At 65.0% G+C, this 20,261-nt stretch carries 18 protein-coding genes; 10 read left to right on the top strand and 8 right to left on the bottom strand.

The features are described 5' to 3' along the window. Positions 1-106 precede the first annotated feature (106 nt). Together NY78_RS04220 and NY78_RS04215 are read left to right on the top strand one after the other, a co-directional pair. Entirely contained in the window at positions 107-1,120 is a 1,014-nt protein-coding gene (locus tag NY78_RS04220; RefSeq protein WP_043632089.1) for an acyltransferase family protein, read from the top strand. Between the two features lie 9 nt (positions 1,121-1,129). After that, positions 1,130-2,215, top strand: coding sequence for an SGNH/GDSL hydrolase family protein (locus NY78_RS04215; RefSeq protein WP_043632088.1), 1,086 nt, complete (start codon positions 1,130-1,132; stop codon positions 2,213-2,215). A gap of 63 nt (positions 2,216-2,278) precedes the next feature. Here NY78_RS04215 and NY78_RS04210 read toward each other — a convergent pair whose 3' ends face one another. Continuing rightward, entirely contained in the window at positions 2,279-2,545 is a 267-nt protein-coding gene (locus NY78_RS04210; RefSeq protein WP_053062132.1) for a hypothetical protein, read from the bottom strand. Between the two features lie 241 nt (positions 2,546-2,786). Here NY78_RS04210 and NY78_RS04205 point away from each other — a divergent pair, with 241 nt between their 5' ends. Next, a complete protein-coding gene (locus NY78_RS04205; RefSeq protein ID WP_043632085.1) occupies positions 2,787-3,005 on the top strand; it encodes a hypothetical protein in 219 nt (72 codons plus the stop codon). A 328-nt stretch (positions 3,006-3,333) separates the two neighbouring features. Here the strand turns inward: NY78_RS04205 and NY78_RS04200 are convergent, their stop codons facing one another. Continuing rightward, complete coding sequence (locus NY78_RS04200) at positions 3,334-4,134, bottom strand: DUF169 domain-containing protein (protein ID WP_043632084.1); 801 nt, start codon at positions 4,132-4,134, stop codon at positions 3,334-3,336. A 408-nt stretch (positions 4,135-4,542) separates the two neighbouring features. Here NY78_RS04200 and NY78_RS23495 point away from each other — a divergent pair, with 408 nt between their 5' ends. After that, complete coding sequence (locus tag NY78_RS23495) at positions 4,543-7,032, top strand: PAS domain S-box protein (protein WP_197084201.1); 2,490 nt, start codon at positions 4,543-4,545, stop codon at positions 7,030-7,032. Positions 7,033-7,107: 75 nt separating this feature from the next. Next, positions 7,108-7,542, top strand: a complete 435-nt coding sequence (locus NY78_RS04190; RefSeq protein ID WP_053062131.1) for a hypothetical protein — start codon at positions 7,108-7,110, stop codon at positions 7,540-7,542. An 18-nt stretch (positions 7,543-7,560) separates the two neighbouring features. Here the strand turns inward: NY78_RS04190 and NY78_RS04185 are convergent, their stop codons facing one another. After that, a complete protein-coding gene (locus NY78_RS04185; protein WP_043632083.1) occupies positions 7,561-8,718 on the bottom strand; it encodes an HD domain-containing phosphohydrolase in 1,158 nt (385 codons plus the stop codon). Continuing rightward, positions 8,708-9,931, bottom strand: a complete 1,224-nt coding sequence (locus tag NY78_RS04180; RefSeq protein ID WP_043632080.1) for a response regulator — start codon at positions 9,929-9,931, stop codon at positions 8,708-8,710. Before NY78_RS04180 ends, NY78_RS04185 begins: the two co-directional genes overlap by 11 nt. A 209-nt stretch (positions 9,932-10,140) precedes the next feature. Between NY78_RS04180 and NY78_RS04175 the strand changes: the two genes are divergently transcribed. Both NY78_RS04175 and NY78_RS04170 read left to right on the top strand, forming a co-directional pair. After that, the gene (locus tag NY78_RS04175; protein ID WP_043632078.1) at positions 10,141-11,244 is read left to right on the top strand and encodes a C1 family peptidase; all 1,104 of its coding nucleotides are present in this window, start codon (positions 10,141-10,143) and stop codon (positions 11,242-11,244) included. 249 nt (positions 11,245-11,493) lie between these two features. Then, entirely contained in the window at positions 11,494-12,891 is a 1,398-nt protein-coding gene (locus NY78_RS04170) for an NAD(P)/FAD-dependent oxidoreductase (protein WP_043632076.1), read from the top strand. Positions 12,892-12,967: 76 nt separating this feature from the next. Here the strand turns inward: NY78_RS04170 and NY78_RS22985 are convergent, their stop codons facing one another. The 3 genes from NY78_RS22985 to NY78_RS04155 all read right to left on the bottom strand — a co-directional run bounded on the left by NY78_RS22985 (position 12,968) and on the right by NY78_RS04155 (position 16,203). Then, on the bottom strand, positions 12,968-14,182 hold the full coding sequence (locus tag NY78_RS22985; RefSeq protein WP_053062130.1) for a GGDEF domain-containing protein: 1,215 nt from the start codon (positions 14,180-14,182) through the stop codon (positions 12,968-12,970). A gap of 170 nt (positions 14,183-14,352) precedes the next feature. Beyond that, a complete protein-coding gene (locus tag NY78_RS04160) occupies positions 14,353-14,790 on the bottom strand; it encodes a hypothetical protein (RefSeq protein WP_043632075.1) in 438 nt (145 codons plus the stop codon). 39 nt (positions 14,791-14,829) lie between these two features. Beyond that, a complete protein-coding gene (locus NY78_RS04155) occupies positions 14,830-16,203 on the bottom strand; it encodes an SH3 domain-containing protein (RefSeq protein WP_043632073.1) in 1,374 nt (457 codons plus the stop codon). 71 nt (positions 16,204-16,274) lie between these two features. On the opposite strand from NY78_RS04155, the gene NY78_RS04150 reads away from it, so the two are divergent. Continuing rightward, entirely contained in the window at positions 16,275-17,120 is an 846-nt protein-coding gene (locus tag NY78_RS04150) for a M48 family metallopeptidase (RefSeq protein ID WP_082139881.1), read from the top strand. Between the two features lie 4 nt (positions 17,121-17,124). Here NY78_RS04150 and NY78_RS04145 read toward each other — a convergent pair whose 3' ends face one another. Continuing rightward, a complete protein-coding gene (locus NY78_RS04145) occupies positions 17,125-17,493 on the bottom strand; it encodes a hypothetical protein (protein WP_043632072.1) in 369 nt (122 codons plus the stop codon). A gap of 123 nt (positions 17,494-17,616) precedes the next feature. On the opposite strand from NY78_RS04145, the gene rnr reads away from it, so the two are divergent. Together rnr and NY78_RS04135 are read left to right on the top strand one after the other, a co-directional pair. Continuing rightward, on the top strand, positions 17,617-19,839 hold the full coding sequence (gene rnr, locus NY78_RS04140; protein WP_043632070.1) for a ribonuclease R: 2,223 nt from the start codon (positions 17,617-17,619) through the stop codon (positions 19,837-19,839). Beyond that, complete coding sequence (locus tag NY78_RS04135; protein WP_043632069.1) at positions 19,836-20,249, top strand: hypothetical protein; 414 nt, start codon at positions 19,836-19,838, stop codon at positions 20,247-20,249. The genes rnr and NY78_RS04135 overlap by 4 nt, the downstream gene beginning before the upstream one ends. Positions 20,250-20,261: the final 12 nt, after the last annotated feature.

Genomic DNA, 20,261 nt, shown 5'->3' with positions numbered 1-20,261 from the left:
TGGCCTTTGCACAAAAAAGTCCTTAGGAAAAGCATCGGATCGGGACAACGCCGCAAATCGTCCCGCCAATTTCCTTCACACTGCACCCGGGACGAGCATAATCTTCATGCGTTACTATTCCATTCAGATTCTTCGTATTCTTTTCATGTCCATGGTTCTGTATCTCCATGTCCGGGCATATCTCTTCATCTATGGAGCCCAGACAGGGACCTTCTTCAATATGGTTCCGGATGCGTTCATGGCCGTGGCCCTGCCTTTTTTCAGCATCTCGGGCTTCATCATGTCGTTTTTAATTGATATTGGGTACCGGAACTTTCTTCCCAGGCGGTTGTTGCGGGCCTATCCCACGTATCTGTGCGGTGTGGCCATTTCCCTTGTCGTCGGCTATCTCTTATGGGGAAAGACGCCCGACAAGGGCATCTTCGCCGCCGCCTCCCTCCTGCCCCTTGGACCGGTCGATCTGCCGCTTCGGGTGGAATGGACGCTCATCTACGAAATCGCCTACTACGTCCTCATCACCCCCTTTGCCACGCCCAGGCTGCGCCGCTATTTCCCGGCCTTTCTCGCGGTCTGGGGCGCGGCGGTGCTGGTCGCCTACTTTGCCTTCGGCCTGCAAGACGCCTATGTCTTCAACACTTGGCGTACGGTGTTCTTTTCCGCCTACAACCTCTATTTCATCACCGGAGCCCTGGTCTATTACGTCCAAAAACGCACCCCGGCCCTGCCCTGGATCGCTCCGGTCGGGATCCTGGTCGCCTGCGCCGTCTATACCGTCGCCTCCGGCTGGAACCGGCCCCTTGGCGTCATCAAGTCCATCGCTGAAATCGGTCCCTGGAGCCTGTGTACGGCGGCCACCATCTTTGCCGTGGTCAAGCTCGAAGACCGCTTCCGCCATCCGGTCCTCATGGCCATGGCCGATTTCGGCGAGTACGCTTACGCCTACTACCTCATCCACGCCGTCATCCTGTCGGCGGTCTTTTCCATCATGGTGTACACGCTGGGCTGGCAACTGGACAATCTGCGCGCTTTTATGGCCCTGGGCGTGGTGGCTGTGGGCGGCTACTTCTTCGGTCGGCTCGACCTGGCCCTGCATAACTTCTTTAAAAACCGCTTACGCTAAGGACCGGCTATGCACCATTTAGCCTGCCGCCTGGCCCGGGCCTGCATTCTTGCGTTTCTGGCCGTCCTGCTCCTGGCCATGGCAGCCAGGGCCCAGGAATTCCCCCCGGACCCTGTTTTCGACCAGATCGCCGCCAACCGCGACGCCTACGGCCGGGTGGTGTTCCTGTTTGGCGACTCCGTGGTCATGCTGTGCATGCTGGAAGAAATCGACTTCTCCACGCTCAAGGAGAAGGCGAACGATTCGAAATACATGGTTTCGGCCATGGCCGATCTCATGCGCAAGACCGAAGCTCCGGCCGCAAAATCCGCCGATCCCCTATGGCCCATGCATTCCCTGGCCTCGGCCATGAATACGCTGTTTGCCGCCGCAGGCCGCCTGGACACCCCCGACGGCGGCACAACCATCCCCGCCGCCCAGGTGGTTGCCGCCTATGCCGGTTCCCTGGGCCTGCCCTTTCCCAAGGACGTGGCCGCCAGGGCCGAACAGATCACCAGATACATCAATGAGGGCCTGGTCCGCGACGGCGACATTCTGATCTTCGAGGACGCCGGTTTCCACGGCCAGGACCCAGACGCCTACGAGCGCTACTGGATGCTCCTTGGCCAGACCGTCCTGTCCCGGGCCAACGTCACCCTGGTCATGAGCGATATGTTCGACGCCATCCCCGATGGCATGGTCATGGGGTTTCCGGCCGAGGCCTTCCGTTTCGAGGCGCCCTATCCCTCGGCCGGCGGCCAGCGCAGCCACAATGGGGCCTTGCGCGACGCCGCCGCCAAGCTGGCGGCCTGGCCCGAGAGCAAGGGCAAGGTGGTGTTTCTCGATCTGCGCCAGCGCATGAATGCCTTCAAAGCCGCCCTGGAAACGGATCTTGGCGGGAAGGCCATCATGCCCGAAGGCATCCACCCCAGCCCCTGGGGCGTGGCCTTTATGGCCCGGGAATACCTGCGGGCCACCGGGCTGGCCCAGGAACTGACCAACACACAGCCCTACCTGGACATGCTGGCCGCCAACGCCGCCCGCCTGTCCCAACCCCGCCACGAGGTTGATCCCGTGCGCGCCAAGACCTTCATCGACGCCTGGCTTGCTCCCTGAAAACGCCAACCGGCGCGCCCGCACCCATGGTGCAGGCGCGCCGGCGCTGTCGCCTTCGAGCGGCTACCGGCCCCAGCGGGGCGGCGGCGGATAATAGCCCGGCCCCACATAGACCGGCGGCGGCGCATAGGCCGGACCGACATACACGGTCGGCGCTTCATAAGCCGGAGCCACATAGACCGGAGCCGGGGCATAGACCGGCGGCGGCGGGGCGGCATAGATGGGGACGCTGACGGCAAACCCGGGCGTCACTACGGTGAAAGCCTCGACCGGACCGGCCAGGGCCGCCAGCAGGCAAAGCGTGGCCAGAATGCTACAAAGTCGGCGCATAGTCAGATACCTCCCCGTGTTGAACCAATGAATCAAGCCGGTCAAAGCCAGAAGCGTGCCAACGGCGTCGCAGGCCGCCCCAGGCCGCATGCCGCGCCGGCCGCCGGCCGGACCATGTCCAACGCCCCCGCCCCATGCCGGCTGCTGCGCATTTCGTCGAAATATCCGTAAAACCCTTGCCGGCCGGCCGGGGTCGCGCTAGCCTGACGGCAATCCCGCAGCATGGGACTGGAGGGCGGCCATGGCCATATCCGATCGCATGTGGGAGCGCGCCCTGGCGCTCACCCCCTTCGACACGACCTCAACCGCCGACATGGTGGTTTTTCTGGCTTCCCGCCACTTTGCCTCCGAGCGCCAGGCCCCAAACATGGGGTCCAATGTCCCGGACACGACGCCAACCGCCATATCCACCCATTTCCTCGACACCGGCCTTGGGGCCATTATCCGCACCGCCGTCTGATCGTGAGAAGACGGAAGAGTGCCTCCGGCGGCCGGGGGGATGATCCCCCCGGACCCCTGCAATGGGAGAAGCTAATAAAGAGGTTTTGGGGGCGGATTGGCAAACCGGTCGGCTGCGGACCGGGATAGCCCCCGCTTGACGGGAACCAGCGTTGCTCCGGTCCCATCCGACGCTGCGGCCCTCTCCATTCCCTGCCGCAGTGCCGGCGCAAAGCCGTGACGACAGTGCCGGCCGACCCCAGGCCGTTGCCACAAAAAAAAGCGGCCCCCACCAGGGGACCGCCTCTCCAGACGTCCGATCAAACCGGATCAGGCCGAAGCAAACCGGCTCAGGCCTCGGTATCGGCCGGGGCATTGCCCTTTTTAAAAACGATCAGCGGACAGTTCTTGCAGATGTCGGCCCCGGGGAAGGGCTGGCCCGAACGGGTCAGCGACGCGCCGCCGGTGGCCGCCTTGCGCTCGGCCAGACGCCCGGCCAGCTTGCCGATGTCGGCCCCGGGAATGGCCACGTTTATTTCGCCGCGCTCGGTCTTGCCCGCGTTGTAACTGCCGCTGCAGGCCAGAAACACGTTGGCTTCGCCGGTGTTGAAACACTGGACATTGCCGCCGCAGGCCGCCGAATTGATGGTCATGTTGGGACGCAGGGGGTGGATGTCCCGGGCCGACATCCAATCCACGACCAGATGGTAGGCCTGCATGTTGTCGCAGTAGAAATGGACCACGTCAGGCGGGAAAACGGCATCGGCCAGCGGCGAGACGGCCACGGCCAACAGCTCGCCGGAAAGGCGCGGCTTGCTGCGCACAAACCGCTCGGCCTGCTCCAGGTCGCGCACGTATTTGAGATGCCCCTTGATCTCGGCGGCGTCGATTTCCTTCCAACCGAACACGCACTTGGCATTGGAACAGCCCAGCTGCTCCCGGCCCATGAGCACGGTCAGGCCTTCCATGCGCGCGCCGAGTTCAGCCTGGCAAAAGGTCAGGGCCTTGGCCGGCAGGTAATATTCCGCCTTGGCCTTGAAGGCATCCAGTTCGGACTGATCAAAAAAGTATTTGATGGCAATAGGATAGTGCATAAGACGCAGCTCGTCCATCAACATGCGCTGCATCTCCTGGTACGTCATCGTTTCCATGGCGACTCCTTTGTTCCTGTCGGCTGCCCGGCCCGGCCGGAACATCGGCCAGGACTGGCGCAAGACACGATTGGCCGGTTCCTGCCCGCTCTACGACAGCTCTTGTGGCCGGAGGTTGAAGAAGGATTGGCCTGCTGTCAAGGTACTGATGGCAGACAAAACAAAAGGAATATTGCACCATTACGGTCACGCTTAAAACGATCATTCGTGACATTGCAACTCTAACACGTCAGTGTCCCACCCAAAAACACTTGGTAGTAACCTGATCGCATCAGTCTGCCGTCGGCAGCGCCAGTCAGCCGGCCCGCCCCGGCTCTGCCACAATCCCTCCCTGCTTGCCCCGGCCATGGAAAAGGTCCATAAACCATAAGAATGAATCGCCCCTTCCACCGCCAACCCCCGAGCGCCATGCCCCAAACAAGCCCGCCAAACGAGGCCGACTCCGCCGGACCAGCCCGCCTGCCCGACGCCCTGCTGGAAGCAGCCGGGGACATCGTGGTGGTTCTGGACACTGCCGCCCGGGTCACGACCATAAGCGAGAAGGGACTGGCCTTTCTGGGTCGGTCGCGGCAGACGGTACTGGGCCACGACTTTTTCGAGCTAGCCCTGGCCCCGGCCGACCGCCCCCAGGCCCGGGAGGGCTTTCAGGAAATCTTGGCCGGCCAGGACGGTCCCCACCGCACCCTGGCCGATCACGACCTCGTCACCGCTGCGGCCGGACCGCGCCGCGTGCGCTGGGACATCACCCCCCTGCCCGGACCGGACGGAACCGTCATCGCCGTCCTCGGCTGTGGCCGGGACATCTCCCGGACGCAGCCCGACGCCGCCGGCCTGGACTGGGTCTGCTCGGAATTCACCGCCCTGCTCGACCACTCGCCGGTTGTGCCCCTGACCCTGGCCGGCGCGCCGCCCTATGGCGTCCTGACCATCGGTTCCAGCGCCCAGACAGTCACCGGCCATCCGCCCGAAGCCTTCCTAAAGGACCCGGGCCTGCTTGGGCGCAACATGCCCGCCGAGGACTGGGCCAGGCTGGACCGGGGCTTGGAACGCCTGGCGGTCGGCGGGCGGTTCGACGCCCGTTTCCAGTTGCGCGGCGGCGATGCCCGCACCCGCTGGCTGTCTGCCTCGTTTCACCGTATGGGCGACCCTGACAACGGTTCCCACCTGGCCGGCATCCTCCACGACGTCTCCGCCATCGAGGCCGCCCGGGGACACCTGCGCGAGACCGAAGCCGACTACCGGGCCATCTTCAACGCCGCCAGCGACGCCATCTTCATCCAGGACGCCGCAACCGGGGCCATCCTGGACGCCAATGCCCGGGCCACCGCCCTCTATGGGTATACCCGGGACGAATTGCATCAGCTCCCTGCGGCCCGGCTCAGCCCCGACTATCCGCCCTACACCATGTCCGATGTCCTGGGCAGGCTCAAACTGGCCGTCCACGGCCAACCCCAGCTTTTCGAATGGCTGGCCCGGGACAAGGGCGGCCGGCTGTTCTGGGTGGAGATCAACCTGCGGGCCATGGACTCCGGCCGCTCAGGCCGGGTTATTGCCGTGGTGCGCGACATTTCCGAACGCAAGATGGCCGAGCGGGCCCTGCGCGAAAGCGAAAAAAAATTCCGCCAGCTGGCCGAGGCCATCGGCGAAGTGTTCTGGCTTGGTTCCCCGGATTGGAAGCGCATCTTCTATATCAGCCCGGCCTATGAACGGCTGTGGGGTCGCACCACCAAAAGCCTGTACGAATCCCCCATGTCCTGGCTCGACGTCGTCCATCCCGAGGACCGCGACGCGGTGCTGGCCTTCATCTCCGGTCTGGCCGGCAAACCGCTCACCCCCGGCGTCTTCCCGGAATATCGCCTGCTGCGGCCTGACGGCGAAATCCGCTGGATCCAGGCCCGCATCTTCCCGGTGGTTGACGAAAACGGCATCGTCTACCGGGTGGCCGGCATCGCCGAGGACATCACCGACCAGGTCCGGACCCGCACAGAGCGGGAGCGGCTCAACGAGCGCCTGGAAGACATGGTGCGCGAACGCACCAGGACGCTCAACCGCATGAACCAGGAGCTTATCCGCGAAGTGGCCGAACGCCGGGAGGCCGAAGCAGCCATGGCCGTGGCCAAGGAGGCGGCCGAGGCGGCCAGCCAGGCCAAATCGGAATTTCTGGCCACCATGAGCCACGAAATCCGCACCCCCATGAACGGCATCCTGGGCATGGCCCAGGTCCTTGGCAACACCCCGCTAGACGAGTTCCAGCAGGGGTACCTGGGCGACATCGAACAGTCGGCCTCCGCCCTTCTCAGCCTGATCAACGACATTCTGGATTTCTCCAAAATCGAGGCCGACCGCCTGGAACTGGCCCGGGAACCCTTTGTCCTGCGCGACCTGTCTGCCCTCATTGAAACGAGCCTTGGCGTCCTGGCCCGGGAAAAAGGCCTGGGGCTGTCCGTGGACGTGGCCCCTGACGTTCCCGAGGTCGTCATCGGCGACGCCGACCGGCTGCGCCAGGTGCTGGTCAACCTCGTCGGCAACGCCATCAAGTTTACCGCCCGGGGCGGCGTGGTCCTCGGCCTGCGGCCCGGCAACCCCGTCCCGGCGGATGTCGCCGCCGCCGGGACGGCCGTGGAACTGGTCTTTAGCGTCAGCGACACCGGCATCGGCATCCAACCCAAGGACGCCCAGCGCATTTTTGAGGCCTTCACCCAGGTGGACGGCTCCTACACCCGTCGTTTCGGCGGCACCGGCCTTGGCCTGACCATCAGTCGCCGGTTGATCGGCCTTATGGGGGGGACCATTACCCTGGACAGCGAACCCGGCCTTGGATCGGTTTTCACCTTCACCGCCGTTTTCGGCCAGGACCGGCCCCAAGCCGAGGCTTCTCCCCCACCCGCCGTCGACTGAGCCGGCAACGACACGACAGGCATTATCCTTGCACGAAAATCCCCGACCACGCTGACACGTGGTCGGGGATGGGGTATGAGACAATCCGACCGCTTCCGTAAATGTATCGCCTTCACCGCAGCCGGCCTGGTCGTCATCTGGACCTGCGGCTCATTTTTGACCGCCGTCTACAAACTCGTCTACCATCTGGTCCTGGGGGCCTGGCCCAATACCCTCCTCTACGGCATCGTGCCGGAGGGCTGGCTGCCGGGTGCGGCCGGCCTGCCCCCGGGCGAGCTGCTGGACCGCGTCTGGGCCTTTCTGCTTGGCTGCGACGTCCTCACCTGGCTCTTGATCCTGCCGCCGCTGTTTCTGCTGCCCTGTCTGCTGCTCTTGCGGGCCGAACACGGCGGCATCATCCCGGCGCTGCGCAGCACAGCCAGGCCCTTTACCCCGGACCTGCCCCGGAGCGCCGGCCCGCTGTATCCCATGCGACGGCCTGGCCCGGGCGGCGTCTCCACAAAAAATTGAATCCAGCCCGCGTTGCGTCTAGAGATCGGCCGGAATGATGACCCGGATGGGATCGGTGATGCTGTCATAGCGGGCCAGTTTGGCAATGTGCTCCAGGGACACCGAGGACAATTCATAGCCTTTGGGCAGGACCTTGGTGTTCTGCCCGCCGCGCACAACGAAAATATCCTCGGCCAGGATCATTTTCTCGCGCAGGTTTTTGACTGCGATCTTGACGATGACGTACTTGCCTTCCTCGCCGAGCACCTCGCCAAAAGCGGTCAAGACGTCGGGATCGTAGGCTCCCGCCGTCTGCTTGAGCGTCTTGTAGGCCTCGGCCTTGGCCTGTCCGGCGGTGACCAGGCGGTCGAAATCAAGCAGCACGCGCAGGATGCGCGCCCCCACGGGGAGTTCCTTGCCGCGCGGGGCGTTTTCGGGAAAGCCGCTGCCGTCGAAATTCTTCTCCTGGTAGGCAATGGACTTGGCCACAATGCCCATGCGGGGGATATTGGCCACCAGCCGGGCCGCCACCTCGGCGTGCTGGCGATAGACGGCGGCATCCTCGGCCGAAAGGGCGCGTCCCCGTTCCACCCGGGAGATCACGCCTTCAGGCAGAATGATATAGCCCAGCAGACACAGCATGGCCGCCACTTCCGTCTGCCAGGGCGAGGGGTCGCCACACAGCCGCGACAGGGGGCGGACATAGGGGGCGATGCGGGAAAGGCGGCCGTAAATTTCCGGGCGAAGCAGCGAAAGCACTTCCGAGAGCATCTTGAGGCTGCCGCGCAAGGTGCCTTCCAGCAGCTCCCGTTCGGCCAGCACCAGCCGGTACTGCTCCACGGCAGCGGTCAACGCGCCCATCAGATAGCCGGTCTCGCAGGGCTTGGTCAGGAAGCGGAAAATGTTGCCCTCGTTGACCGCAGCGATGGCGGCCTCCAACTCGGCAAAGCCGGTCAGCATGACGCGCACCGTATCCGGACGCAGGTCGCGCACCTTGGCCAGCACCGTAATGCCGTCCATACCCGGCATCCGCAGATCCGAGACCACCACGGCATACGGCGGATTGTCCCGGACCTTGTCCAGCCCGGCCTCGGGTCCCACAGCCGTGTCCACCTCGAAATGGCCGTGGAGATTGCGCCGGAATCCGGCCAGGATCCGCTCGTCGTCGTCGATAAAAAGCACCCGGTTATTGAGCAAGGCCGTCTCCTTGGCTAAACAGGCTGCGCCCGGCCTCGCGCCAGGCCTCCAGGCGCGGCCCAAGTCCCAGGGCCGTCAGAGCGTCGGTGTCCAGGGGATGTTCGGCATATTGGAGGTGTATCACCACCAGGGCGTGCTCCAGGGCATTGGCGGCGTGAACGGCCGGCACGGCCAGGGGTGCGCCCGGCACGGTCAGACCGGGCTGATGGTGGCGGGCGACGCCCAGGACCACGGACTCTTCGAAGCCCCACAACCCGAGCAGGTAAGCCCCGATCTCGGCATGGGACACGCCGAGGATCTCCATCTCCGCCTGCCAGGTCGTTATGTTGCGGGTCCGGGCCGTTTCCAGCACCCGGGAGTACTCCGCCTCAAACAGATCGGCCAAAATGAGCTTGCCTGCGTCATGGACCAGACCGGCCATGAAACAGACGTCCTCCACAGGCTTGCCGGCTCCTTCCAGAACGGCCAGATTTTTGGCCAGCCGGGCCACGCCCAGGCTGTGTTCCCAGAGACCGGACAGGCCGAAATTGGGATAGCGCCGGCTGTCAAACCGGGAAAAGAGGCTGTGGGACAAGACCAGTGTCCGCACGGTTTCAAGGCCAAGCAAGGTCACGGCCTGCTCCGTGGAGGCCACGCGCCGGGGCAGGCCGAAAAACGAGGAATTGACGAGTTTGAGCAGCCCGGCCGCCAGTCCGATGTCCTTGTCCAGGATCAGGCCCAGCGTCTTAAACGAGGTGTTTGGCGAGCGCAGTTCCTCGGTCAGTTCGGCAAACACCGCCGGCAGCACCGGCAGGGAGTCGATGCGGGCCACGGTCTCGCGCAGCCGCTCGTCGGTAAATATCTCGCGCAGGCCAAGCACCCGGTCGATGGTGGCCTTGAGTTCCTGGGGGGTACAGGGTTTGGACAGATACTGATGGGCGGGTTTGATGGAACGGTAGACAAATTCGCGGTCGGAATGGCCCGAAAGGATCATGCGCACCGTGCCCGGCCAACGCCGGCGCACCGCTTCCAGGAATTCCGGCCCGTCCATGCCCGGCATCCGCACGTCGGACACCACCAGATCCATGGGCGTCTGTTCCAAAAGGGCCAGGGCCGCAGCCCCGCCTTCGGCAAAGTGCATCTCCCACACCCCGCGCCGGTCCCACAACATGCGTCGCAGACCGCCGAGCAGTTGCGGTTCGTCGTCTACGAATAATATTCGCTGCTGTGCCACAGGGCCTCCCCGCCGCCGCGCCCGCCATCCCAACCCACGGGTGTGGCAGTTCTTGGACGGCTTGCCTCCAGACTACACCACCCCGACGCAAAGAAAAAGAACCCGCCCGGGGAAAGACACGGGCAACACTTGTTCAATCGGACTTGCCGGGAAGGGAGCCATGCCCTATTTGTGCGGGAAAGGGCGGCCCCGCGCCCCCCGGGAGCAACATGATCGAAGCCGGCCCGACACCCGCCCAGGCAGGGCTTCCTTCGCCGGCCCGCAACGCTCTGGCCCTGGCGCTGTTGCTTGCCGTCCTGCCGCTGCTCCTGGTCCTTTGGGGCGCGATCCCGGCTGCGGCCGAAGCCGTCTTCGGGCCGGACGACAGTCTGGAAACCATCCGCGAAAAAATCGCCCAGAACGGCTACCAGTTTACCGTGGGCGACACCTGGGTTTCGGCCTTGCCCAAGGAGCAGCGCGAGGCCATGCGATCGCGCGGACGCATCCCGGGCAAAGCCTCTGCCCTGCGAAGCCTTGCCGTCGCGCCCGATCTGCCCCCTCGGGCCAGCCTGCCTGCCGCCTTTGACTGGCGGGACGTCAACGGCAAAAGCGCTATCGGCCCCATCCGCAACCAGGGTTCCTGCGGCTCCTGCTACGCCTTTGCCGCCGCCGCTGCCGCCGAGGGGACCTACAACGTGGCCACCCGGCGCACCAATGCCGCTGTCGCCGATTTCTCCGAGCAATACCTGGCCTTCTGCCTGGGAACCCACGGTCCTTACAGTAACTCTTTCGACGGCTGTTTCGGCGCGGACTATTCCTACACGGAACTGCTTGCCCTGACCGTGGAAGGCATCACCACCGAGACCGCCATGCCCTACGTCGGCGACGACGACCAGGATTGCAGCCGGACCGGCCTGCCCAAAGTCGTGTTCTCCGGCTGGGGGAGGGCCGAATGTCAGGACATCGCCTCCATCAAAAACGCCATCCTGACTTACGGCCCGGTGGATGCGGCCGTGCTCACCACCGCGGCCTTTGACGACTACACCGGCGGCGTCTTCGAGGACGGCCAGACCTCCTGCCTTGAGGAAGGCGCGGATTACACCTGCGACTACACCCCAACCGACCACGCCATCGCCCTGGTCGGCTGGAACGACGGCGACCAGACAACACCCGGCCACTGGATTTTACGCAACTCCTGGGGCACAGGCTGGGGCGAGGCCGGCTACATGCGCATCGCCTACGACGCCGCCAAGGTGTCCTGCTCCGTGGCCTATCTCACCTATCCGGCCCTGCCGGCCTCCCTCCCGGCCCTGGGACCGCTGTTGCTGCAGTAGCCCCGGCCCGGAGCGGCTGTCTTCCCCGCCCGGCCCCATCCCGCCCGGCCCCATCCCGCCCCGCCTGTCCTGCCCGCGCTGCCTGTCCTGACTCGTCTGTTTGTCCTGCCCGTGCTGCCTCTTCTGCCTGTCCGGCCTGGGCTGCCCGCCGCCGCAGCCCAGGCCGGGGAACGCTTGCCAGAGGCCTGCCGCGCCCTGTAGTGTCCGAGCATCTCCCGCCGCGCGCGGGGTTTTCTGCGGAGGTTTTCTGTGGGCGAGCAAGCGCGTACCAGTTTCGACGTCATCGTGGTCGGCGGCGGTCCGGCCGGCCTTTTTGCCGCCTATTACCTGAGCCTGCACTCGGAGCTGTCCGTGCTGCTGCTGGAAAAAGGCAAGGCCCCGGGCAAACGCCGTTGTCCCATCAAGGGGCACACCGACTGCATCAAGTGTTCGCCCTGCAACATCCTCTCGGGCATCGGCGGGGCCGGACTCTTTTCCGACGGCAAGCTCAATTTTATTCCCAAGCTCGGCAAGACCGACCTGACCCAGTTCATGCCCCTGTCCCAGGCCACGGCCCTTATCGAGGAGACCGAAGCCATCTTCACCGGCCTTGGCATGGACGGCCCTGTGTATCCGACCGACATGGACAAGGCCCGGGCCATCCGCAAGGAAGCCCGCAAGCTCGGCATCGAACTGCTCCTCATCCGCCAGAAGCATCTGGGCAGCGACCATCTGCCCGACCACATCGCGGCCATGGCCCAGGGCCTTGCCGCCCGCGGAGTCACCATCCGCACCAATGAAACCGTGCGCGACGTCGTCGTGGTCAACGGTCGCGTGGCCGGGGTTGTGACCAACCACGGCAACTACGAGGCCCCGGCCGTGATCCTGGCTCCGGGGCGCGTCGGCGCGGAATGGATGGGCCAACTGGCCCGCCGCCACGAACTGCCTTTTTACCAGCGCGGCATCGAGGTGGGGGTGCGCGTCGAGGTCCACAACGAGATTCTTTCCGATCTCACCGACATCATCTACGACCCGACCTTTTTCGTGCGCACCCGCAAATACGACGACCAGACCCGGACGTTTTGCACCAACCAGGGCGGGTACGTGGCCCTGGAGAACTACCAGGATTTCGTGTGCGTCAACGGGCACGCCTATATGGACCGCAAATCCGACAGTTCAAACTTCGCCTTTCTGTCCAAGGTGGTCTTAAACGACCCGGTGTCGGACAATCAGGCCTACGGCGAGGCCATCGGCCGGCTGGCCACCATGATCGGCGGCGGCAGCCCCATCCTGCAACGCTTTGGCGACCTCAAGCGCGGCCGCCGGAGCACCTGGAGCCGCATCCGCCGGGGCAGCGTCGAGCCGACCCTGACGTCGGTCACCTGCGGCGACATCGCCATGGCCCTGCCCGAGCGCATCGTGGCCAATCTGGTCGACGGCCTGGAGCAGTTAAACGCCGTGGTGCCGGGCGTGGCCAACGACGAAACCCTGCTCTATGCGCCGGAGATCAAGTTTTTCGCCACCCAGATCGACACCACCTCCGAGCTGGAGACGGCCATTGGCGGCATGTACGTGGCCGGCGACGGCCCGGGCGTGGCCGGCAACATCGTGTCGGCAGCGGCCACGGGGCTGATTCCGGCCAAGGCGATTCTTAAAGGCAAGGGGTAAGGGGAAAGACCGCAACAAATCTTGACTCTTGGCCGGACACGCCCGGCCAACCCGGCCACGCTTCCCTGCCCTGGCGTCAGTCCTTGACCGCCAGGCACTGCACGCAATTGCGGCCGGAGGATTTGGCTGCATACAAGAGTTTGTCCGCCACAGCCACCACTTCAGAAAAGGTCCGGTCCGTGGTGCAGCGCATCGTGGCGACGCCAAAGCTCGCGGTGACGACGCCTGCCGTGCTCGATCCCTGATGGGGAATGGCCAGGTCCTCGAGAGCCCGGCGGATCTGTTCCGCTATGGCGCAGGCCCCGTCAAGGTCGGTCATGGGCAGGATGCAGGCGAATTCCTCGCCGCCGTAGCGGGCCGCCAGATCCGTGGCCCGGGAGGCGTTGGCGGCCAGGATGCCGCCGATGCGGCGCAGGCAGTCGTCCCCGGCCACGTGGCCGTAACAGTCGTTGAAGGCCTTGAAATGGTCGACATCGGCGAGAATCAGCGACAGCTTCTCGCCGGACCGGGTATGGCGGGCATATTCCCGGGTCAGCACCGCGTCGAAATGCCGTCTGTTGGCAATGCCGGTCAGCGCATCGGTCTTGTTGAGCCGTTCCAGCTTGCGGCGGTACTGCTCGTCCTTGCTGCGCAACGACGCCTGGGCCGCCTCCAGCTCACTGTCGCTTTTGTCCTTGGCCAGAAGCAGCATGCTAAAACCGCTGACGATCATAATGCCGTAAATCGAGGGCACCATGACGGCGTAGATGATCGCGCCGAAGGGTTGGAAGCTCTGGGCCACGTCAACGGCCAGCCACAGGACGTGGGCCAGAAACAGCAGGGTCACCAGCAGATAGCTCGCCCCCAATACCCAGCGCAGCAGGGAGCCGGCCCGGTTGTGCCGCAGCAGGACCACGGCCGGCAGGGCGTAAAAAACGGTATGGACGGCAAACACCACTGCGGCCCGGTTCGGCGGCGGCAGCCAGAAGGTCGCCAGACACACGGCAACGATGGCCAGGGCAACAGGCGCATGGACCTGCCGCCCAACCCGGTGGCCGACCAGATAGCAGACGGCCCAGGCTTCGTAGGCGCAGCCGAGCAGCAGCAGGGTATTGGCGCTGGCAATGGTTGCAAACTCGGGCGTCGGTCCCCGCTCAAAGAGGATGAGGGAGCCGACAGCCTGGAGAAATTTCGCGCCGGCCCAGTAGGGAATGCGTTGCGAGGGTTCTTTGCGAAACTGGTCAAGCAGCAGCAATAAAAAAAAGAGGAACGAACCAATAGCCAACAGCAAGATGATCGTTCTGGTGTCCATCGAGTACGTCATGACGGATTCTGGTCGTCGCTCCAAGCCGGACAACAAGACGGCTCACGGTTCCAGGCCCTCTGCCCGCAGGGGCAACGCGGGTCCTGCTTCCTGCACGCCCCAGCCGACGGGGCTTCAGGCCCCAACAGCCCTCCCGCACCGCCGGCCGGCCGGCCTCCCTAGCGCAGCCGGCGGCTGGACAGGCTCCGCTCGTCGTCGGCCATCAGCAGCCAGATGGCAGCGGCCCAGCCCCAGACGGCGTTGACCAGCACCACCACAAGCGGCGTCAGATTGCCGAGATCAAGCCCCATGTAGCCCTTGCCAAGCTGATTGGGGAAAACAACGAACAGCTGCACCAGGGTCGGTCCCAGGCTCACCGCCAGCCCGCGCCAGAAGAACGAATTGACCATGAAACGGGGCACGAAGGCCAATCCCCAGATGGCGCCCCAGACCAGGCGCTGGTACAGCCAGGGCTTGGTCCACTCCGGGGCAAGGGTCACGCCGATGGCCGCTGTCCAGCCATACGCTCCGGCCATCCACACAAACACGCTGTTGGCCAGCGCGCCAAACAGGCCGCCGGTTGCACAAATGCTGGCCCAGGCGAAAATGTTGCGCATCTCGTCCTCCGCAGAAGGCCGCGTACGGCCGCGTCAGGGTCAGTAGGGTCGGCTCAGGATGGAAATGGAGCGTACCCGGTTAAGCAAAATATGACTCGGCCCCACCGCCGGCACTTCCTCGCCGGCCCGAAGCGTCGTCACCACGGCCCGGCCAATGACCAGGCGGCCGTCACGCCCGCTGTTGCTGAATGTATGAAATCCCCACATGTTGTGGAAGAGCACCGGCCGGCCTTTATACTGGCCGACATAGACCATGATGTGCCCCTGCATCCAGACCAGGGAGGCAAAGGGGATCCCCTGGCTGACGATGGTGGCCTCCTTCTGCTCCCCGGGCATGTCGCCAAGGGGTATGGAACCGCCGTAGGCCGCCTGGCTGGCCGAGTTGCGGGGCAGATAGATGCCAAAAGGCGCGAACAGGTCGTGGGTGAGGGCCGAACAATCGCGCCGATCATCCAGCCCGCCCCAGCCGTAAGGCTGGCGCATCATCTGGTTGCCGACGGCGGCCACGTTTCGCGGCGTCATGACCATGGGCATGGCCACGGCCGCGCCGGCCGGGAGCCGTACCCGACGCAGCTCGGCCAGGCCCGTCGCCCCGCGAACCGGCACAGAGACCGTCGCCCCGCCGGAATCCACCGGCCCGGCCAAGGGGAAGATGGCTCCGATATCGACGCCCTGGCCGATTTCCGCCACCTGGACATTGTCGCGGACAACCGCGGCCAGTCGCGGCGAGGAAAACTCGCGCATGACATTTTCATCGACATAGACCACATCTGCAGCCGGCATCCAGCCATGGGTCAGGGCCGATTCGGTATAGAGCCACGAGCCGTCGCGGCTGGCGTGGATAACCAGGATGGGCGTGGCCGGCGGCAGCGAGGTGTGCTGGAGATAGTCGAAAGGATAGCCTTCGCCGGGCAGGCTGGGATCGAGAAAGCGCGGTTCGTTGGTGGGCATCCCGCGTTGGCTGGTGTTTTTGACGGTAATGGCCTTGCGCACGTTGTTGGGAAAGGCGCGCAGATCGGCCCCGGCCAGCAGACTGGCGGCCGACCCGGGATCGTGGGGCACGCCCTGCGTCCCGAAGCCGGGATGTTTCTCATAGGCCTGGAAAATTTTTTCCACATCGCGCCGCTGGGGGCTGGGCTTGGTCAGGTACCAGGGCTTAAGCCAGGCCTGAAGAAACCCTTCCATGCGCAGCGCCGTCTGTTCCTTGGAAAAAAGCGGCCGGTCAGCGGTGGCCGGGTCCAGATAGGCGGTTAAATCCTGGGGCAGGACGCGAATGTCTTCGACTTCGCCCGGGCCTTTGGGCGTCCCTGACGGAACAAGCGGCGGGGCGACGGGCGGTTTGGCGCAGCCCAGCAATAAAGCCAGGACCAGCAATACGGCGTAGGCGGGCAGGCGCTTTAATAAAACACGCATGGCAAAGGCTCCCTTGACCGGCTTGACGTCCGGTGCGGCGGCCGATTAACCGGCCTTGCGGAGGGTAGACGTTGACGCAGGCGAAAACAAGCCCCACCCGGGGTCCGGGATGGGGTAAAATTGCGGCAGCCCGGCAAAAACCGGTCCTCGACGTCGTTGCCGCGGCCGCCCGGCTGGCCCAGCGCCTGCCCCGGCCCCTGCCGGTGGCGGTTCGGGTCAGCGCGCGGGCCAAAAATGTAGTGTTGCGGCTGCTTCCGGGCCGGGGCCTGGAAGTGGTGGCTCCGGCCGGGGTCGAGGCCCATTTGCTGGTGCAGGCGGTTGACGCCCGGCGGGAATGGATCGCCGCCGCCTTCGACCGTTTGGCCGCCGAGGGCATCGCCGTGGGACCGGCCGCCGCTTTCCAGCGCCCAAGCCGCTTGGTGCTGACGGCCTTTGGCCGGGAATGGGGCGTGTCCTACGCGGCCCGGGATCGCGCTACGGGCTGCACGCTTTTGGCCCGGGGGCCGGGGCAGGTGGCGGTCAGCGGCGCCGTGGATGATCCGGCGGCCGTGGCCGGGGTGTTGGCCGCCTTTTGCCGCGACCGGGCCGCAGCCTTGCTGCGTGCCGCCCTGGCCGAGGTCAGCCGGGAGTCGGGGCTGACCTATACCGGGCTGACCGTCCGAGCCCAGCGCACCCGCTGGGGCAGTTGCACGATAAAAGGCCGCATCAGCCTCAATTTCACCCTGGCCTTTCTGCCCTGGGAACTGTGCCGGCTGGTCCTCTACCACGAGCTGTGCCACACCGTTGAGCTCAACCATTCCAAGCGGTTCTGGGATCTTCTGGAGTCGCACATCCCGGGCTGCCGGGCCCTTGACGCCCAGTTGTCCGCCGCCCGCCATCACCTGCCGGGCTGGCTGGCTGCGGCGGCTACGGGCTGACCCGTCAGTCGGCGAGGCCGCAGCCTGGCCGCTCCACCGTCACCTCATCCAGATTTTCGCCGCAAAAATAAAAGACGGTCATCGGCTCGTCGGCCAGACGCAGCACCACGATCCGGCCAAGCGGGCCGTCGGCGGCAAGCGGCATGAGCGCCTCGCACACGGCCGCGCCCTCTTCCGGGGAGCAGGCATCACAAAAGACCTCGAAATGGAGCGCCTCCGGTCCGGGCACCACTTCCAGCCGCGTCACCCCGAGTCCCGAAAGGGCCTCTTCCAACACCGACCCGGCCTCGGACTCGATCGCAGCCACACGCTCAAACGAATAGTCTTCGGGATAGCGAATTTCGCCCAACAGGCGACAGGCAAACGCATCCATGGCCTCTCCTTTGGCTTTTTGTGCCCGGGTATCATGCCCCAAAAGCGGCTGCAACGGCCATCGGGCTTGTGCGACGGACGGCAGGGGGATACAGTAATGGGAGCGCGCAACGCGGGAGGACGCATGACACCGAGAAGAAGAAAAGGAAACCCCAAGAAGGCCCCGGGTACCGGCATTGATGCCGCTGCCGTGGTGCGGGTTTTCCGCGAAAGCGGCAAACCCATGGCCGAAAAGGATATATTGCGCCAGCTTGGCGCACCGCGCGCCCAGATGCACGAAGTATTCACCGTCCTTGAGAGCCTGCAGGAAGCCGGGAAGATCATCCGGGTCCAGCGGGGATTTGGTCTGGTCGAAAGTATGCGCCTGGTCACGGGCGTTTTGGAAATAAGCCGCTCCGGCGTGGGCTATGTGTTGCCCGAAGACAAACGCCGTAAAGATATTTTCATCCATCCCAAGGACATCGGCGACGCCTGGCACGGCGACCGGGTCGTGGCCGCCGTCACCCGGGAACGCAAGGATAAAAATCACGAAGGCCGCGTGGCCCGCGTCATCGAACGCGGCGTCGCCACCCTGCCCTGCCGGGTGATCAAACGCATGGCCCCGGACCTGTTCCTGTGCCGCCCGACCGATCCCCGCCACACCATGAGCTTCATGGTGGACTACCTGCCCCCCACCCCTGAGGACCCGATCCCCCAGGCCGAGGACATCTTAAACGTCGCGGTGGACGAAAAGCTCGAATTCAAGCTCTATTCCGGGCGCGGTCTGGAACTGCTCGGGGCCCAGGGCGACATCGCCGTCCAGGAACGCCTGGTTAAACTCAACCATTCCATTCCCGGTCCCTTCCCCGCCAAGGTCCTGCGCGAGGCCGAAGCCTTGCCGGATCAGCCGGCCGAAGCCGATTTCGCCAAGCGCAAGGACCTGCGCGACCTCGACTTCGTCACCATCGACGGGGTCAAGGCCCGGGACTTCGACGACGCCATATACGTCAAAAAACGCGGTCCGGCCTTCACCCTCTGGGTGGCCATCGCCGACGTGTCCCACTACGTGCCCGAAGGCAGCGAGCTGGACAAAGAGGCCCTGGAGCGCGGCAATTCGTATTATTTCCCGCAGTCGGTGGAACCCATGCTGCCCGAACGCATCTCCAACGGGCTGTGCAGCTTAAACCCCCATGTGCCGCGTCTGGCCATGGTGGCCGAGATCGATTTCACGGCCAAGGGCGTCCCCGGGCGCACGGATTTTTATACCGCTGTCATCGAGAGCAAAGCCCGGCTGACCTATTCCCAGGTCAACCGGGCCTTGATGCTTGGCGACGAGACCGAACGCGCCAACGTTGCAAGCGTGCTGCCCATGCTGGAGACGGCCGAAAAACTGGCCCGGGCCATCAATGCCGTGCGCGCCGCCCGGGGCAACCTCGACTTCGACCTGCCGGAACCGGAAATCCTGTTTAACCTCCAGGGCGAGGCCGAGGACATCCGGCCCAAATCCCGCCACTTCGGACACCAGATCGTCGAGGAATTCATGATCGCGGCCAACGAGGCCGTAGCCCGCTTCCTGACCGAACGCGAGGCCCCGGTGCTCTACCGCGTCCACCCCGAGCCGGACCCGGCCAAGCTGGAGGCCTTTTTCAAGCTGCTCGGCACCACCGACATGGCCACGAAGCTGCCGGCCACCCCCGGCCCGGGCGATCTGGCCACCGTTCTTCACGACGCGGCCGGCTCGGACATCGACTTCCTGGTCAGCCGGATGGCCCTGCGCACCATGATGCAGGCGGCCTATTCGCCCAAAAACGACGGCCACTTCGGGCTGGCCTCCACCTGCTACTGCCACTTCACCTCGCCCATTCGCCGCTACGCCGATCTGGTGGTCCACCGGTCGATGAAGACGGCCATTGCCGGCAAACCGGCCTCGCAAAAGCTTGTGGCCAGGCTGCCCAAGGTGGCCGAGCACATCAGCCGCCGCGAACGGGTGGCCATGGAAGCCGAGCGCGAGATCCTAAAGCGCGTCACCGTGCTCTTTTTGTCCGACAAGGTCGGCCGGTCCTTTACCGGCGTCATCGGCTCCATTGCCGACTTCGGCTTCTGGGTGGAGCTTAAAGAGGTCATGGCCGAGGGCATGGTGCGCCTGTCGAGCCTGTCCGACGACTACTACAAGTTCATCCCGGAACGCCACGAACTGCTGGGCGAACGCACGGGACGGCGTTTCCGCCTCGGCCAGCCGGTGGACGTGGAGCTTTCCGGCGTGGACCTCGGCCGACTGGCCGTGGACCTCTCCCTGATCGAGGGCGGACAGGCCCCGTCAGCTGAGGCCGCCCCGGCCAAGCGCAAAAGCAGAAGACGGAGACGATGACCACCCGCCGCCCGACCAATCGGCTGTATCTGGCCTGTGGCCTGCTGTGGCTGGTCGTGGCCGCCGCCGCTGCCGCCTGCGACTGGCCCACTGCGACCCGACTGGCCGAGCAGCGCTACCGCATGGCCCTGTTGACGGCCAATGCCGTGGACAAGACGTTTCTGCCCACGTTTGCCGTCGAGGGCGACGACCTCGACGGCCCCTACCAACGGCTGGCGGCTGATTTCACGGCCCGGTTCGGACCGCGTTTCAACGTTGCCGCCATCGAAGCCCGCCACAATGCGGCCCTGGCCGGTCTGACCGGCGACCGCTGGCGCATCGTTTGCTTCACCCTGGCCGCCACAGCCGCCATCTGGTGGCTGTTGGCAACCATACGCGCCGTCCTCCCGCCCCCTTTCGGGCGGCCCTGACCCGGAGTACCC

The sequence above is a fragment of the Desulfovibrio sp. TomC genome, from assembly GCF_000801335.2.
GTDB lineage: Bacteria > Desulfobacterota > Desulfovibrionia > Desulfovibrionales > Desulfovibrionaceae > Solidesulfovibrio.
The sequence above is the reverse complement of the archived record's forward strand: the minus strand, read 5'-3'. Positions and strand labels throughout refer to the sequence as shown.

Excerpts from the sequence above, each read along its gene's own strand:
- NY78_RS04220 (WP_043632089.1), top strand. The coding sequence starts at position 107 with ATGCGTTACTATTCCATTCAGATTCTTCGTATTCTTTTCATGTCCATG.
- NY78_RS04215 (WP_043632088.1), top strand. The coding sequence starts at position 1,130 with ATGCACCATTTAGCCTGCCGCCTGGCCCGGGCCTGCATTCTTGCGTTT.
- NY78_RS04210 (WP_053062132.1), bottom strand. The coding sequence starts at position 2,545 with ATGCGCCGACTTTGTAGCATTCTGGCCACGCTTTGCCTGCTGGCGGCC.
- NY78_RS04205 (WP_043632085.1), top strand. The coding sequence starts at position 2,787 with ATGGCCATATCCGATCGCATGTGGGAGCGCGCCCTGGCGCTCACCCCC.
- NY78_RS04200 (WP_043632084.1), bottom strand. The coding sequence starts at position 4,134 with ATGGAAACGATGACGTACCAGGAGATGCAGCGCATGTTGATGGACGAG.
- NY78_RS23495 (WP_197084201.1), top strand. The coding sequence starts at position 4,543 with ATGCCCCAAACAAGCCCGCCAAACGAGGCCGACTCCGCCGGACCAGCC.
- NY78_RS04190 (WP_053062131.1), top strand. The coding sequence starts at position 7,108 with ATGAGACAATCCGACCGCTTCCGTAAATGTATCGCCTTCACCGCAGCC.
- NY78_RS04175 (WP_043632078.1), top strand. The coding sequence starts at position 10,141 with ATGATCGAAGCCGGCCCGACACCCGCCCAGGCAGGGCTTCCTTCGCCG.
- NY78_RS22985 (WP_053062130.1), bottom strand. The coding sequence starts at position 14,182 with ATGGACACCAGAACGATCATCTTGCTGTTGGCTATTGGTTCGTTCCTC.
- NY78_RS04160 (WP_043632075.1), bottom strand. The coding sequence starts at position 14,790 with ATGCGCAACATTTTCGCCTGGGCCAGCATTTGTGCAACCGGCGGCCTG.
- NY78_RS04155 (WP_043632073.1), bottom strand. The coding sequence starts at position 16,203 with ATGCGTGTTTTATTAAAGCGCCTGCCCGCCTACGCCGTATTGCTGGTC.
- NY78_RS04145 (WP_043632072.1), bottom strand. The coding sequence starts at position 17,493 with ATGGATGCGTTTGCCTGTCGCCTGTTGGGCGAAATTCGCTATCCCGAA.
- rnr (WP_043632070.1), top strand. The coding sequence starts at position 17,617 with ATGACACCGAGAAGAAGAAAAGGAAACCCCAAGAAGGCCCCGGGTACC.
- NY78_RS04135 (WP_043632069.1), top strand. The coding sequence starts at position 19,836 with ATGACCACCCGCCGCCCGACCAATCGGCTGTATCTGGCCTGTGGCCTG.